This window comes from Variovorax sp. AC103 (genome assembly GCF_979254005.1).
Window position 1 is genome coordinate 109,259 of record NZ_CEEDFC010000023.1, and the last position, 15,199, is coordinate 124,457.

Genomic DNA, 15,199 nt, shown 5'->3' on the forward strand with positions numbered 1-15,199 from the left:
GGCTCAGCGCAGGCCCGCGATGTAGTCGGAGACCGCCTTGATCTCGCGGTCGTTGAGCTTGGCCGCCACGCCGGTCATCGGCACGCTGTTGAGCCGAACGCCGTCGCGGAATGCGGTGAGCTGGGCGGCGACGTAGTCCGCATGCTGGCCCGCGATGCGCGGGTACTGGGCCGGAATGCCGGCGCCGTTGGGACTGTGGCAGCCCGCGCAGGCCGGCACGCTGCGCTCTGCAATGCCGCCCCGGTAGATCTTCTCGCCGATGGTGACCAGGTCGCGTTCCTTGGCGAAGCCCGGCTTTACAACCTTGGAGGCCAGGAACCATGACACATCACGCATCTCGTCGTCGGTCAAGGTCGCGGCCATGCCGCTCATGATGGCGTTCTTTCGCTTGCCCGACTTGAACTCCGTCAGTTGCTTGAGAAGGTATTCGGGATGCTGCTGCGCGAGCTTGGGATTGGCTGGAATGCTCGAGTTCCCGTCAGCGGCATGGCAGGCGACGCAGGCCTTGGCGCTGTAAGCCTGCTCTCCTTTGGCCAGGTCGGGCTTGGCCTTCGCAGGCATGCCGCCGATTGGCGCATCAGCAGATGACGCAATGCCGGAAGTGGCGCCGACGCAGAGGGCGACCAGCAAGAATGCAATCGACTTCATCCTAGGCATCCACAATGCTAGACAGGCGTGCATTCTAGTCCGCCGGGCCTCACGCCGGTGCCCATGGTGAGCCACCGAAGTCGATTCTTTTCGTCGGCTCGCAGTTGCCCGCTGTGCGAGGGTTGGTACCACGCCGCCGTCGACCCGAAGCGCGGCGCGGCGCGGCAAGCTTCTTGTCGACTTCAAAGACCGAACGTTGCACGCGCAGCGTCTACCGAACGAGAGAACAAGCCCGGGCCGATGTGTTCGACTGCATCGAGCGGTTTTACAACCCGCTCAGAAAACACTCAAAATTGAACGACCTCAGCCCGGTTCAATTCGAGCAACAGCGCTTGAAGGGCCAAGTCGGGCGTCCGGGAAACCGGGGAAGCCCATCGATTTCATCAGGGGGCCAGTCCATTGGTAGTTGTTGCCAACAAGAGCTTGCTCGGCGCGTATCTGAAAGTCCGGCGGACCAAGCTGGACCCGGCGGCGCTGGGCTATTCCGCGCTGCGCCGGCGCACGCCGGGGCTGCGGCGCGAGGAAGTGGCGCAACGCGCCCACATCAGCCCCACCTGGTACACGTGGCTGGAGCAGGGGCGCGGCGGCGCCCCCTCGGCGGAGGTGCTCGAGCGTATCGCGCATGCGCTGATGCTCACCGACGTCGAGCGCGAGCACATCTTCTTGCTGGGCCTGGGCCGCTCGCCCGACGTGCGCTACCAGCAGCGCGAAGGTGTCACGCCGCGGCTGCAGCGCGTGCTCGACGCCCTGGACCCGAGCCCGGCGATCATCCGCACCGCCGCATGGGATGTGGTCGCGTGGAACCGGGCGGCCACCGTCATGCTGATGGATTACGGCTCGCTGCCGCCCGAGCGCAGGAACATCCTGCGCTACATCTTTCTTGACCCGAGGCCGCGTGCCGAGCAACTCGACTGGGACAGCGTCGCGCGTTTCGTGCTCGGCGCCTTCAGGGTGGACGCGGCGCGCGCCGGCGCTGCCGCGGTGGTGCAGCCGCTCGTCGACGAGCTCAGCCATCTGAGCCCCGAGTTCAAGGCCATGTGGGCCGACAACGAGGTCCGCGGGATGCACGGCGAGGCGGTCAAGCACATCTCCCACCCGACGCTCGGCCCGCTCGCGTTCGAGTACTCCGCGTTTGCGGTGGACGGGCGGACCGACCTCAGCATGGTGGTCTACAACCCGGCGACGCCGGAGGATGCGCAGAAGATCGGCGGTGGTGTTGACCGGGCAGCGGCGTGACGTCGCCCTGTTGCCGAATGCCGAAGCAGCGCTTTCTCAAATTCCCGCATCCACCACCCCCTTGCGCAGCTTGAGCGCCACGTCGAAGAAAGAAGCCAGCACGCGGCTGTCGCGCCGTATCTGCAGGCAGTACAGGTAGGTCTGCGTCACGGCAGGGTCGCCCTCGATGCGCACGGTGCGCAGGCGCTCGTCGGGAATGAACTCCGCCTCCGACACGGCACCGATGCCGATGCCGCGCGCGGCCGCCTCGCGAATGGCCTCGCGGCTGCCGATTTCCATCGCCACCTTCGGCCGCACGCCCGCGCGCTCGAAGGCCTCGTCGAGCGCGCGCCGGGTGCTCGATCCGCTTTCGCGCTGCAGCATCGGCTGGCCGTGCAGTTCCTCCAGCCGGATCTCGCCGCGCTTCGCAAACGGGTGGTCCCGGTGCACGAACAGGATCAGCGCGTGCCGCGCATAGGGCGTGGCGCTGAAGCCCGGCGCCTCGTGAAAGCGCGCCAGCACGCCGATGTCGACCGCGTAGGTCTCCAGGTCCTGGAACACGGAGGACGAATTGCCCATGCGAATGGACACGTCCAGCCGCGGGTAGTGCTTGCGGTAGGCGTCGACCATTTCGATGACGTGGAAGGGACCGACGGCTCCCAGCCGTAGCTCACCGGACTGCAGGTCGCCGCTGTCGTGCAGCAGGTTGTACGAGTCGAGCTCCAGCGCCGCGATCTGCCGGGCGATGGGCAGCAGCCGCTCACCGACGCCGGTGAGTTCGATGCGGTGCCCCTGGCGATGGAACAGCACGACGTTGTGCAGGCGCTCCAGCGCCTGGACCTGTGTGGTGAGCGTGGGCTGGCTCAAGCCCACGGCGCGCGCCGCGGCGCTGAAGCTTCCGTGCTGGGCGACGGCGAGGAAGGCGCGGAGTTTGGCTGCTGACATCCATAGATTTTGTGAATGGAACTGTGACAAATCCGTGATCGATCTGATATGCGGGTGTCACATGGCGTTCTTAGCCTTGCGGTAGTTCTCCGAAGCCCACCCACCCCATCACCCCACGGAAACCGCCATGACTTCCTTCTTTCGCGTGCGCCGCAGCCTGGTTGCCCTCACCCTTTCCGCTGCCGCCGCCATGCCCGCGCTGGCCGCGCAGCCCCTCACCATCGGCCTGATCCCCGCCGAGGACTCGCAGGCCATGATCGAAAGCAGCCGCCTGGTGCTCGACAGCCTGCAGCAGCAGCTGGGCATGCCGGTCAAGCCCTTCGTCGCCACGGACTACAACGGCGTCATCGAGGCCCTGCGCTCCAAGAAGCTGGACGTGGCCTACCTCGGCCCGTTCTCCTATGTGCTGGCCAACCAGGTCGCGGACGTGGAGGCCTTCGCGGTCGCCGTCACCAAGAAGACCGGCCAGAGCGCGTACAAGAGCGTGATCATCGCGCGCAAGGACAGCGGCCTGGCCAAGACCGCCGACCTGAAGGGCCACACCTTCGCCTTCGTCGACCCGACCTCGGCCTCGGGCCACCTGTTCCCCAAGGCGGGCCTGCTGCAGGCCGGCTACGACCCCGAGACCTTCTTCAGCCGCGTGATCTTCTCGGGCTCGCACGACGCCAGCATCCTGGCCGTGGCCAACAAGAAGGTCGATGCCGCGGCCGTGGCCGACCGCATTCTCGCGAGCGCCATCGCCAAGGGCCAGGTCAAGCCGGACGAGCTGGAGCTCGTGTGGTCGTCGAACCCGATTCCCGAGTCGCCGATGGTCTGGCGCAAGGACCTCGACCCCGCGCTGAAGGCGAAGATCGCCAAGGCCCTGGCCAACGTCAAGGACCTGCCATGGGGCGACCAGGGCGTGCTGAACGGCTTTGCGCCGACCAACGACGCGGCTTACAACGTGGTGCGCGACACCGCCAAGGCGCTCAAGCTCGACCTGCGGAGCATGAAGTGATCCGCATCCGGCAACTCACCAAGCGGTACGGCGACAACGCCGTGCTGCGCGGCGTAGACATGGACGCGGCGGCGGGCGAGTTCGTGGTGGTGCTCGGCGAGTCGGGTGCCGGCAAGTCGACCCTGCTGCGTTGCGTGAACCGCCTGGCCGTGGCCGACGGCGGCGAGCTGAATGTCGGCGGCATGGACGCGGTGCGGTGCGCCGACACGCGCGCGCTGCGCCAGCGCGTGGCCATGATCTTCCAGCACCACAACGTGGTGCCGCGCCTGAGCGCGTTGAAGAACGTGCTGACCGGCCGCCTGGGCGCGGTGTCGACGCTGGCGTCGGTCATGCACTTCTTCAGCCGCGAAGACATCGCGCTGGCGCACGAATGCCTGGGCCGCATGGGCCTGGCGCACAAGGCGCACGAGCGCACCGATTCGCTGTCGGGCGGCCAGATGCAGCGCGTGGGCATCGCGCGCGCGCTGGCGCAGCGGCCCCAGGTGATCCTTGCGGACGAGCCGGTGGCGAGCCTCGACCCGCAGACCTCGCGCAAGGTGCTGCAGTACCTTCACGACGCCTCGCGCGAGCTGGGCATCACCGTGCTGTGCAACCTGCACCAGGTCGACTACGCGCGCGAGTTCGCCGACCGAATCGTCGGGCTGGCGCAAGGCCGCGTGGTGTTCGACGGTGCGCCGCAGGCCATGGGCCCCGACGACATCGACCGCATCTACATGCCGCAGCCCGCGCCCGACAGGAGGGACGCGGCCGCCCCCGCTGCACGCCCGATGCCGCTGGTGGCGGGCACACAAGGTTGACCATGAAGAATTCGTCCAATCCCTCCATTCCCTCCAGCTCCTACGCCTGGACCGGTCCGCTGCCCGAGGGCCGCCGCAGCTGGTTCAACCTGCTGGTCGGGCTTTGCATCGTGGCCTGGGCGCTGCAGTGGAGCGCCGAAGGCGCCCAACTCAGCTGGTCGGAGCTGGCTGGCGGCCTGCCGCAGATCCTCGATTTTCTGGGCCGCACGCTGCCGCCCGACACGCACATCCTGGGGCGGCTGGTCGCTCCGGCGCTCGAGACGGTGCAGATCGCCGTGTGGGGCACGCTGCTGGCCGTGCTGCCGGCCATTCCGCTGTCGTTCCTGGCGGCACGCAACCTGCAGAGCAACCGCTGGGTGTACCAGAGCACGCGGCAGGCATTGAACGTGGTGCGCAGCATCAACGAACTGATCCTGGCGCTGGTGTTCGTCTCGGCCGTCGGCCTGGGGCCGTTCCCCGGCGTGCTGGCGCTGGCACTGCACGGCGCGGGCATGCTGGGCAAGTTCTTCGCCGACGCCATCGAGGAAATCGACCAGGGCCCGCTCGAGGCCCTGCGCGCGACCGGTGCGCGGCCGCTGCAGGTGATCGTCTTCGGCGTGCTTCCGCAGGTCGTGACGGCGTGGATCGCGGTGGTGCTCTACCGCTTCGAGGTGAACCTGCGCTCCGCGACCGTGCTGGGCATGGTGGGCGCCGGCGGGCTCGGCTTCGAGCTGGTGAGCAGCCTGAAGCTGTTCCGCTATCCCGAGACGGCCACCTGCATCATCGTCATCACCGTGATGGTGATCGTGGCGGACACGCTGTCGAGCCAGCTGCGCCATCGCATCCAGCGCAACGGGCGGCATTGAACGAACAACCATGTGGACTTGCTACAACCCCGTCGACGTGCACGCCGGCTGCGGCTCGCTGGAGGCACTGCCCCGGCTGCTGGGCCAGCGCCGCGCGATCCTCGTCGCGTTTCCCGAGGCGACTGCGCTCGGGCTCGTCGATCGCATCCGCGGCTTGCTGGGCGACCGCCTCGCCGCCGTCGAGACCGATGTGCTCCCCAACCCCGATGTCGCATGGCTGGGCCCGATGTACGAGCGCCTGTGGCGCGACCACGCGGACGTCGACTGCGTGATCGCGCTCGGCGGCGGCAGCGTGATCGACTGCGCGAAGGTCATGCTCACGCGCACGGCCGCCGGCCGCTTCGACGAACTGCTGGCGCTGATGGAGGGTGCCGAGCCCGCATCGGGCGGGCGGCATCGCCGACTGCTGGCCATCCCGACCACCGCCGGCACCGGCAGCGAAGTGACGCCGTGGGCCACCGTGTGGGACCAGGCGCGCGCACGCAAGCTGTCGCTCCACCTGCCGTGGACCTGGCCGCAGGCGGCCATCGTCGATGCCGACCTGATGCTGAGCCTGCCGCGAGCGGCCACCCTGGCCAGCGGCCTCGACGCGCTGTCGCATGCGCTCGAATCGCTGTGGAACGTGCATCGCAATCCGGTGTCCGCCAGCCTGGCGGTCAGCGCGGCGCGCAGCATCATCGCGACGCTGCCGCAACTGCTGGCGCAACCGGATCGGCCCGAACTGCGCGAACGTCTTGCCACCGCGGCGTTGCAGGCCGGCCTGGCCTTCTCCAACACCCGCACTGCGCTCGCACATTCGCTGTCGTACGACATCACGCTGCAGCACGGCACGCCGCACGGCATTGCCTGCTCGTTCAGCCTGCCGCGCATCATGAAGCTCGCGGCGGGCCGCGACGCGGTGCTCGATGCGCTGCTGCTGTCGATCTTCGATGCAGGCCGCATCGACGAAGCCGTCGCTTCCCTGTCGGCGTTTCTCGAAGGCCTGGGCGTCAGCGTCGATCCCGTGAGCTACGGCATTCCCGAAGCGGACTGGGGCGATCGCATCGCGCAGGCCCTGGCCGGGGCGCGCGGTCGCAATTTCATTGCCGCGGCCTGAACACTCAACCTCCACACCCCTTGCACCGACACCATGAACACATCGTCGACCCACACCCCATTGCCATCGCACCGGCTCCAGGCCGTCATCTTCGACTGGGCCGGCACCCTGGTGGACTTCGGTTCGCTGGCCCCCACGCAGATCTTCGTGGAATCGTTCGCGAGCTTCGGCATCGAGATCAGCCTGGCCCAGGCGCGCGGCCCCATGGGCCTGTCCAAGCGGGACCACATCCGGACCTTGCTGGAAGAACCCGCCATCAGCGCCCAGTGGCAGGCACGCTTCGGTGCGCTGCCCGGCGCGGGCGACATCGATGCGCTGTACGAGCGCTTCATGCCCATGCAGATCGAGAAGGTGGGCGCCTATTCGAAGCCCATTCCGGGCGCCATCGAGACGCTGGCCTGGCTGCGGGCGCAGGGCCTGAAGATCGGCTCGTGCTCGGGCTACCCGCGCCAGGTGCTCGATGTGCTGCTGCCGCTGGCCGCCAAGGCCGGCATCGTGCCGGACCATGTGGTGGCGGGCGACGAGCTCGCCGCCGGCGGCCGCCCCGGGCCCTACATGGCGCTGGCCAATGTGCTCGCCCTGCGGGTGAGCGACGTGCGGGCCTGCGTCAAGGTCGACGACACCACGCCCGGCATCGAGGAAGGCCGCAATGCGGGCATGTGGTGCGTGGGGCTGACGCTGTCGGGCAACGAAGTCGGCCTGACCGAGGACGAACTCGGCCGGCTCGCGCCGACGGAAGTGGCCGAACGCCGCCAGGTGGCGGAGCGCCGGTTGCGCGCTGCCGGTGCGCATTTCGTCATCGACAGCGTGGCCGACCTGCCGCGCGTGATGCACGAGATTGCCCGGCGCCATGACGGGGCGTGCCCGTCCGACATGCCTGCGGCCTGACGCCGGCTGAGCGTTCAGCCCAGGCGCTCGACGACGAAGTCCACGAAGGTGCGCAGCTTGGCGCTGGGTCGCGCCTCGGGCAATCGCGTGATGTACACCTGCCGCGTGGGCAGTTCCCATTCCGGCAACAGCTGCACCACCTGGCCCGATGCCAGCGCGGGTCCGAGCAGCGCATCGGCCTGCACGATCACGCCCACGCCGGCCGTGGCCGCGGCCAGCAATGCCTGGCCGTTGTTGGTGGTGAACGGGCCGCGCACCGGCACATGCACGGTCTGGCCGTCGCGCGTGAAGCGCCATGCGTGGTTCGCTCCCCAGGCCGCGAAGCCCAGCAGCGGGAAGGCTTCGAGGTCGCTCGGGTGCGCCGGCAGGCCGTGGCGCGCGACCCATGCGGGGCTGGCCACGGCGAACATGCGCGCCAGCGCGAGCGGCCGGGCGACGAGGTTCGCATCGACCGCGGCGCCCGAGCGGATGCCGCAGTCGAAGCCTTCCTCTGCGAGATCGACGACGCGGTCGTTCAGGCTCAGGTCCACCTTCACCTGCGGATAGGCGGCGATGTACGCGCCGATCACCGGCGTGAGCCGGTGCGCGCCATAGGCCACCGGCGCCGTGACGCGCAAGACGCCCTGCGGCATGGCGCGCAGCGATTCAGCCACGCCGTCGGCCGTGTGCACGCTGGCGAGCACGTCGCGGCAGCGCTCCAGGTAGGCGGCACCGATCTCCGTGAGCGCGTGGCGGCGCGTGGTGCGCTCCAGCAGACGCGCGCCCAGTTGTTCCTCGAGCGCGCGGATGTGCTTGCCCACCATCACGGCCGAGAGATCCAGCACCTCGGCCGCAGCCGCGAAGCTGCCCGCGTCGACCGTGGCGACGAAGACTTCCATGGCGCGCAGCTTGTCCATATTGAGAACCTAGAGTTTCGAATTGCCGAAACGGATGGCAATTTATCAAACTATTGATTCGCAAAACAATGGGCCTTCCTTATTTCATCCAGCGGGGTTTTCCATGAAGGTTCTTGTTGTTGGCGCCACGGGCGCAGTGGGCAGCGCGGTGGCACAGGCGCTGGCCGAACGCGGTCATGACGTGCTGCGCGCGGGCCGCACGCGCGGCGACCTGCAGGTCGACATCACGAGCGATGCGAGCGTCGAGGCGTTGTATGCGGCGGTGGGGCGCGTCGATGCGATCGTGTCGGCGGCCGGCGGTCTTTTCTTCGGGCCGGTTTCGAACATGCGGCCGGCCGACTTCGACATCGGCCTGCAGGACAAGTTGCTGGGCCAGGTGCGGCTCGCGTTGCTGGGCCAGCATGTGCTGGCCGATGGCGGCTCGATCACGCTGACCACGGGCGTAGCGGCCGAAGACCCGGTTCGCGGGGGCAGCAATGCGGCGGCGGTGAATGCGGCGGTCGAGGGCTTCGTGAAAGGCGCGGCGATCGAGTTGCCGCGCGGCCTGCGCATCAATGCGGTGAGTCCGACGCTGCTGACCGAATCGTTGGCCGCGTATGGCGCGCTCTTTCCGGGCGTCGAAACCGTACCGGCCGCGCGCGCGGCGCTGGCCTATGTGCGCAGCATCGAAGGCCCGCTGACGGGGCGCGTGTTTCGCGTGTGGCAATGAGCAGGCGCACACGACTGGCCGGCGCGCTGCTCGCGCTTGCCACGACGGCGGCCACTGCCGCACCCCCCGCCGCACCCCCCGCCACACAGGCGCTGCCCGAGGACTGGTATCCGGAGAGCGTGGCCATCGGGCCGGACGGTTCGTTCTATGTCGGCAGCTGGCGCCAGGGCGCGGTCGCGCGGCTCAAGCCCGGCGTTGCGCCCAAGGCCGAAGTGCTCGTGAAGCCCGGCGCCAACGGCCTTGCGAACGGGCAGGGCGTGCTGGTCGATGCGAAGCATCAGGCCCTGTGGGTCTGCTCGGGCGCCAGCGGCTTCACCACGGTGCCGCAGACGCCGAGCGCGCTCAAGCGCTACGACCTGGCCACGGGCGCGCCGCGCGCGAGCTATGCGATGCCCGACGAGGGCTACTGCAACGACATGGCGCAGGACGCGGCCGGCAACATCTACGTGACCGACTCCTACCACCCGCGCGTGCTGCGGCTCGCGCCGGGGGCTGCCGCGCTCACGGTCTGGAAGGAAGACCCGGCGCTGGGCGGCCCCGGCCCCTACAAGGGACTGAACGGCATTGCCATCGATGGCGGGCGCAGGGTCTATGTGAGCCTGGTGGCCGCCGCGTCTTATCTGCTGCGCATCTATCTGGGCGCAGACGGGCAGGCCGGCGAGGTCGCGCGCATCGAGGCGCCGCGCTTGATGAAGAACGTGGATGCCATCCGCGCCTGGAAGCCCGGCCGGCTCGTGCTGTTCGAAAGCAATGCCTTCGGCGACAGGCCTTACGGCGGGCAGGTCACGGTGGCGCGCGTCGACGGCGCGAAGCTGGCCCTGCAGACTGTGGTGACGGGGCTCAACGATCCGTCGTCGGGCGCCGTGCGGGGCGACCGCGTGTATTTCATCGAGTCGAAGTACGGGCTGCTGACCAAGCGCAGGGAGGGCGACGGACCGGTGCCGACCGGGGTGCCCTTCGACATCCAGTCGCACGCGTTGCCGCGCGACTGAAGCCTCGCCCTGTCTTTCGAAGGAGACCGCACCTTGCTTTTGTCGATCGTCGTCGCGCAGTACCAGGCCGTCGATGCCGATCTCAAGGCCGCGGCGGCCGGTTTCGAGGCGCTGAAGGGCGTGTAGCGAGGAGCCCGGGACGGTGAGTGCGTTCGTATAGCACTCATATGCGCATGGAAATTGCGATGCGCCGGGGCTGCATTACCCTCCGCATCCACGATGAAAAAAGCCTACCGCGCCTCCCTCCTGCGATTCGACGCCGCCGGCCAGCCCGTTTTCGATGAAGACGGCCTGCTGGTGGTGGCCCCCGACAGCACCGGCCGCCAGCGGGTGCTCGATGCCGGCAGCGACGCCGCCGTCGCGCCGCGCCACACCGATGCCGAAACGACCCACCTGCCCGGGCGCATCCTCGCGCCGGGTTTCGTGGACATGCACATCCACTTTCCGCAGACCGACATCATCGGCTCGCCCTCGCCGGGGCTGCTGCCCTGGCTCGAGAACTACACCTTCCCCGCGGAAGCCAAGTTCGTCGACCCTGCGCACTCGAACGAAGTGGCCGACGTGTTCTTCGACGAGCTGCTGCGCAACGGCGTCACGACCTCGCTGACCTTTGCAACGTCGCACGTGGCTTCGGTCGACGCCTTCTTCGAGGGCGCGCAGCGCCGCGGCCTGCGCATGATCACCGGCAAGGTGCTGCAGGACCGCAACTCGCCCGACGGCGTGCGCGACCAGACCGAGCAGAGCCTGCTCGACACCGAGGCGCTGATCCGCAAGTGGCACAACGTCGACCGGCTGGGCTACGCCATCACGCCGCGCTTCGCGCCCGCGAGCACCGACGCGCAGATGCGCGGCGCGGGCGAGCTGGCCGCCAAGTACCCCGACACCTGGATCCAGTCGCACGTGGCGGAAAACCGCGACGAGGTGGCGTGGGTGCGCGAGCTGTACCCGCAGTCGCGCTCCTACCTGGACGTGTACGCCGGCTTCGGCCTGATGCGCGAGCGCGCGGTGTACGCCCATTGCATCTACCTGGACGACACCGACCGCGCCCTGCTGCGCGACACCAGGACGGCGGCGGCCGTCAGCCCGACCAGCAACCTGTTCTTGGGCAGCGGCTTCTTCGACTTCGGCGCGGCCGACCGCGTGGGCTACCCCTACGGGCTGGCCAGCGACGTGGGCGGCGGCACCAGCTTCAGCCCGTTCCACACCATGATGGCCGCCTACTACGTGGGCCGCGAAGGGCAGACCAAGACCGGCCTGAGCATCGCGCCCTCCGAACTCTGGTGGCGCCACACCGGCGGCGCGGCGCGCGCGCTGGGGCTCGACGGCGTGGTCGGCAACCTACAGCCGGGCTGCGAGGCCGACTTCCTGGTGCTGAACCCGGGCGCCACGCCGCTGCTGGCGCGCAAGACCAAGCTGGCGAACACGCTGGAAGAAATGCTGTTCGCCATGATCGTGCTGGGCGACGACCGGCTGGTCGAGCGCACGGTGATTTCGCAGGCGGCGTAGCCCGGGGCGGGCAGGGAGGCGGCGGCGGCGGGGTGGTGGCGTCGGGGTGGCGCGTGCCACAATTCGCGCCATTCTTCCCCCGTATCAGCAGCGACCGCATATGAGCATCAAGAGCGACAAATGGATCCGGCGCATGGCCGAGCAGACCGGCATGATCGAGCCCTTCGAGCCCGGCCAGGTCCGCGAGGCCGCCGGCCACAAGATCATCAGCTACGGCACTTCGAGCTACGGCTACGACATCCGGTGCGCGCCTGAATTCAAGGTGTTCACCAACATCCACAGCACGGTGGTCGACCCGAAGAACTTCGACGAGAAGAGCTTCGTCGACATGCACGGCGACTACTGCATCATTCCGCCCAACAGCTTCGCGCTGGCGCGTACCGTGGAGTACTTCCGCATTCCGCGCAACGTGCTGACCATCTGCCTGGGCAAGAGCACCTATGCGCGCTGCGGCATCATCGTCAACGTGACGCCCTTCGAGCCCGAATGGGAAGGCTACGTGACGCTGGAGTTCAGCAACACCACGCCGCTGCCCGCCAAGATCTACGCGGGCGAAGGCTGCGCGCAGGTGCTGTTCTTCGAGAGCGACGAGGTCTGCGAGACCAGCTACAAGGACCGCGGCGGCAAGTACCAGGGCCAGCGCGGCGTCACATTGCCGAAAACCTGACGCAACCCCGGGCCGGGCGCTGACGCCCGGTTACCCCGCGAGACGCGGCGCCAAGTACCATCCTGCGAACGCCGGCAAATACTCCTGAAACCCCCGAAATAAGCCGGCAAGGAGAGCGCGATGAGATGGGAAGGCAATGATCAATCGGACAACGTCGAGGACCGTCGCGGCGAGGGCGGTGGCGGGGGAGGCGGCAGCTTCTTCGGCGGGCGCAGCATCGGCATCGGCACCATCGCGGTCGCACTGATTGCAGGCTGGGTCTTCGGCATCAACCCCCTCACGGTGCTCAGCATGTTGAGCGGCGGCGGTGGCCCCGCCCAGGTGCAGCAGCAACAGCAGGGGCCGGCGCCCAAGCCACCTTCCGGCGATCGCGAGGCGGCCTTTGTCTCGACGGTGCTCAAGAACACCGAAGTGGTGTGGACGGACATCTTCAAGAACAACGGCGGCACGTACCACGCGCCGCGCCTCGTGCTGTTCCGCAACGCCACGCCCACTGCCTGCGGCACGGGCCAATCGGCGATGGGACCGTTCTACTGCCCGGGCGACCAGAAGGTCTACATCGACCTGGCTTTCTACGACACGCTGAAGAACCAGCTCGGCGCGCCGGGAGAGTTCGCGCAGGCCTACGTCATTGCGCACGAGGTCGGCCATCACGTGCAGGACGAACTGGGTATCACCGCCAAGGTCGACGGCATGCGCAGCCGCCTCAGCCAGACGCAGAACAACGCGATGAGTGTTCGCGTGGAGCTGCAGGCCGACTGTTTCGCGGGCGTGTGGGCTCACCATTCGCAGGAATCGAAGAAGTGGCTGGACCCGGGCGACATCGAGGCCGCGATGAACGCCGCGCAGAAGATTGGCGACGACGCATTGCAGCGTTCCGCGGGCCGCGCGGTGGTGCCCGACAGCTTCACCCACGGCAGCAGCGCACAGCGCCAACGGTGGTTCGGCGCGGGCTACCAGGGCGGCGACATCAAGGCCTGCGACACCTTCAATGCACGCAGCCTTTGAGTTGAATGTGCTTGAGACGCTCGTCAACGCTGATTTTGTTGCTATCGAATAAATAGCAATTCCGTTGACGCGGGCGTTGTCATGCCGCCGTCACTGCCCTTTTTTGCGGCAATGCGACAATAGAAGGCTTAATGACAAGCTCCTTCTCCAATCTAATGCTGGCGGAACCGCTGGCGCGCGCCGTGGCCGAAATGGGCTACGAGACCATGACACCCATCCAGGAGCAGGCCATTCCGGTCGTGCTTTCGGGCCAGGATGTGATGGGCGCCGCCCAGACCGGTACCGGCAAGACGGCCGCGTTCTCGCTCCCGTTGCTCCAGCGCATGCTCAAGCACGAAAACGCCTCGACCTCGCCCGCGCGGCATCCGGTCCGGGCCCTGGTGCTGTTGCCCACGCGTGAACTGGCCGACCAGGTTGCGCAGCAGGTCAAGCTGTACGCCAAGTACACCAACCTGCGCAGCGCGGTCGTGTTCGGCGGCATCGACATGAAACCGCAGACGCTGGAACTCAAGAAGGGCGTCGAAGTGCTGGTTGCCACGCCGGGCCGGCTGCTCGATCACATCGAAGCCAAGAACGCGGTGCTCAACCAGGTCGAGTATGTGGTGCTCGACGAGGCCGACCGCATGCTGGACATCGGCTTCCTGCCCGACCTTCAGCGCATCCTGAGCTACCTGCCCAAGCAGCGCACCACGCTGCTGTTCTCGGCCACCTTCTCGCCCGAAATCAAGCGCCTGGCCGGCAGCTACCTGCAGAACCCCGTGACGATCGAAGTGGCGCGGCCGAACGAAACGGCCTCCACCGTCGAGCAGCGTTTCTTCAGCGTGAGCGACGACGACAAGCGCCGCGCGCTCACGCAGATCGTGAAGCAACGCGGCATCACGCAGGCCTTCGTGTTCGTCAACAGCAAGCTGGGCTGTGCGCGCCTGGCGCGTTCGCTCGAACGCGACGGCCACCGCACCACCGCGCTGCACGGCGACAAGAGCCAGGACGAACGCCTGAAGGCGCTCGCCTCGTTCAAGGCCGGTGAAGTCGACCTGCTGGTGTGCACCGACGTTGCGGCCCGCGGCCTCGACATCAAGGACGTGCCCGCGGTCTTCAACTTCGACATTCCGTTCAACGCCGAAGACTATGTGCACCGCATCGGCCGCACGGGCCGTGCCGGCGCCTCCGGCCTGGCCGTGAGCTTTGCCAGCGGTGGCAACGATGCGCGCCTGGTGGCTGACATCGAGAAGCTGATCAAGAAGAAGATCGAGCTCGAACCCGTCGAGTTCGAGGAAGACCGCCCGCGCGGCCGCATCAACGACGGACGCCGCCACTGGCGCGAAGAAGGCGAAGCCGGCGACGCACGCGACGTGCTCGACCAGCCGCGCGAACGCAGCCCCGCCCCGAGCGGCGGCGGCGACGCCCGACGCGGCGGCGGACGCCCGCACCGCGCGCCGTCCGCATCGCGCGATCCGTTTTTCGACAAGCCTTACGAGCCCGGTGCGCCTGACGCGACCCCGGCGTGGGAAGCCGCTGCAAAGGCCGGTCCCGCGCGCGGAGTGTCGAGCAACATCAAGAGCAAGCGCAAGGTGGCAGCGCTGTTCAAGAGCGCCGAGCCCAGCTGATGCGGATGAACTGCGGCGTCATGCGCCGCGGTTCGATCGATCCGATCACCTCCACCCGCGGTGCCAGCCGTATTGCGGGTGATGCCAACCCCAGCCATAGCGCGGGTGGTAGGCCCACACGAACCCGACGCCCGGTGACACATAGGTTGGCGCAACGTAAGCCACACCCGGCGGCGCTGCGTAGACGGGTTGAGCCGGTGCAACCACGCAACCGGTCAGGGCGACTGCCAGCGTGGCGGCAGACAAGGCAAGAACAGGGAATTTCATGGCGAAGGTCCTGGGAGTTGTTGTCGGTATGCACAACCAACGCCCCGCCGCTTCGCCGGATGACGGCCCCGTCCCCCTTTACCCGGGCGCAACAGTGTCACCGTCCTGTTGTCATC

Annotated in this window: 16 protein-coding genes and 1 pseudogene; 13 read left to right on the forward strand and 4 right to left on the reverse strand. The window is 68.0% G+C overall.

Annotated features, from left to right (window positions below; translation table 11 throughout):
- Positions 1-3: 3 nt before the first annotated feature.
- Entirely contained in the window at positions 4-648 is a 645-nt protein-coding gene (locus tag AC0IYU_RS27605; protein ID WP_472123658.1) for a c-type cytochrome, read from the reverse strand.
- Between the two features lie 167 nt (positions 649-815).
- Here AC0IYU_RS27605 and AC0IYU_RS27610 point away from each other — a divergent pair.
- Positions 816-977 (forward strand): annotated as a pseudogene (locus AC0IYU_RS27610) (IS3 family transposase); the annotation flags it as partial.
- A gap of 70 nt (positions 978-1,047) precedes the next feature.
- A complete protein-coding gene (locus AC0IYU_RS27615; protein WP_472123662.1) occupies positions 1,048-1,884 on the forward strand; it encodes a helix-turn-helix transcriptional regulator in 837 nt (278 codons plus the stop codon).
- A gap of 36 nt (positions 1,885-1,920) precedes the next feature.
- On the opposite strand, the gene AC0IYU_RS27620 is transcribed toward AC0IYU_RS27615, so the two are convergent.
- Positions 1,921-2,808, reverse strand: coding sequence for a LysR substrate-binding domain-containing protein (locus AC0IYU_RS27620; protein ID WP_472123664.1), 888 nt, complete (start codon positions 2,806-2,808; stop codon positions 1,921-1,923).
- A 127-nt stretch (positions 2,809-2,935) separates the two neighbouring features.
- Here AC0IYU_RS27620 and phnD point away from each other — a divergent pair, with 127 nt between their 5' ends.
- From phnD to phnX, 5 genes are read left to right on the forward strand one after another with little or no spacing between them, the layout of a single operon-like run.
- Complete coding sequence (gene phnD / locus AC0IYU_RS27625) at positions 2,936-3,805, forward strand: phosphonate ABC transporter substrate-binding protein (protein WP_472123666.1); 870 nt, start codon at positions 2,936-2,938, stop codon at positions 3,803-3,805.
- On the forward strand, positions 3,802-4,602 hold the full coding sequence (gene phnC, locus AC0IYU_RS27630; protein WP_472123669.1) for a phosphonate ABC transporter ATP-binding protein: 801 nt from the start codon (positions 3,802-3,804) through the stop codon (positions 4,600-4,602). Before phnD ends, phnC begins: the two co-directional genes overlap by 4 nt.
- A 2-nt stretch (positions 4,603-4,604) precedes the next feature.
- On the forward strand, positions 4,605-5,447 hold the full coding sequence (phnE, locus tag AC0IYU_RS27635) for a phosphonate ABC transporter, permease protein PhnE (protein ID WP_472123672.1): 843 nt from the start codon (positions 4,605-4,607) through the stop codon (positions 5,445-5,447).
- Positions 5,448-5,457: 10 nt separating this feature from the next.
- A complete protein-coding gene (gene psrA / locus AC0IYU_RS27640; RefSeq protein ID WP_472123674.1) occupies positions 5,458-6,543 on the forward strand; it encodes an iron-containing alcohol dehydrogenase PsrA in 1,086 nt (361 codons plus the stop codon).
- Positions 6,544-6,576: 33 nt separating this feature from the next.
- Positions 6,577-7,431 (forward strand): phosphonoacetaldehyde hydrolase, encoded by an 855-nt coding sequence (gene phnX, locus AC0IYU_RS27645; RefSeq protein ID WP_472123677.1) that lies wholly within the window; start codon positions 6,577-6,579, stop codon positions 7,429-7,431.
- A gap of 14 nt (positions 7,432-7,445) precedes the next feature.
- Here the strand turns inward: phnX and AC0IYU_RS27650 are convergent, their stop codons facing one another.
- Entirely contained in the window at positions 7,446-8,327 is an 882-nt protein-coding gene (locus AC0IYU_RS27650; RefSeq protein ID WP_472123680.1) for a LysR family transcriptional regulator, read from the reverse strand.
- 103 nt (positions 8,328-8,430) lie between these two features.
- Between AC0IYU_RS27650 and AC0IYU_RS27655 the strand changes: the two genes are divergently transcribed.
- The 6 genes from AC0IYU_RS27655 to AC0IYU_RS27680 all read left to right on the forward strand — a co-directional run bounded on the left by AC0IYU_RS27655 (position 8,431) and on the right by AC0IYU_RS27680 (position 14,816).
- Positions 8,431-9,036, forward strand: coding sequence for a short chain dehydrogenase (locus tag AC0IYU_RS27655; RefSeq protein ID WP_472123682.1), 606 nt, complete (start codon positions 8,431-8,433; stop codon positions 9,034-9,036).
- Positions 9,033-10,028, forward strand: coding sequence for an NHL repeat-containing protein (locus AC0IYU_RS27660; protein ID WP_472123685.1), 996 nt, complete (start codon positions 9,033-9,035; stop codon positions 10,026-10,028). Before AC0IYU_RS27655 ends, AC0IYU_RS27660 begins: the two co-directional genes overlap by 4 nt.
- A 219-nt stretch (positions 10,029-10,247) precedes the next feature.
- A complete protein-coding gene (gene guaD / locus AC0IYU_RS27665) occupies positions 10,248-11,534 on the forward strand; it encodes a guanine deaminase (protein ID WP_472123688.1) in 1,287 nt (428 codons plus the stop codon).
- A 100-nt stretch (positions 11,535-11,634) separates the two neighbouring features.
- Positions 11,635-12,201 carry a dCTP deaminase gene (gene dcd, locus AC0IYU_RS27670; RefSeq protein ID WP_018905384.1) on the forward strand — a complete coding sequence of 189 codons (567 nt, stop codon included), beginning with the start codon at positions 11,635-11,637 and terminating at the stop codon, positions 12,199-12,201.
- Positions 12,202-12,321: 120 nt separating this feature from the next.
- Positions 12,322-13,209, forward strand: a complete 888-nt coding sequence (ypfJ, locus tag AC0IYU_RS27675; protein ID WP_472123692.1) for a KPN_02809 family neutral zinc metallopeptidase — start codon at positions 12,322-12,324, stop codon at positions 13,207-13,209.
- 131 nt (positions 13,210-13,340) lie between these two features.
- On the forward strand, positions 13,341-14,816 hold the full coding sequence (locus tag AC0IYU_RS27680) for a DEAD/DEAH box helicase (protein ID WP_472123695.1): 1,476 nt from the start codon (positions 13,341-13,343) through the stop codon (positions 14,814-14,816).
- Between the two features lie 45 nt (positions 14,817-14,861).
- Here the strand turns inward: AC0IYU_RS27680 and AC0IYU_RS27685 are convergent, their stop codons facing one another.
- On the reverse strand, positions 14,862-15,083 hold the full coding sequence (locus AC0IYU_RS27685) for a hypothetical protein (protein WP_435485587.1): 222 nt from the start codon (positions 15,081-15,083) through the stop codon (positions 14,862-14,864).
- Positions 15,084-15,199: the final 116 nt, after the last annotated feature.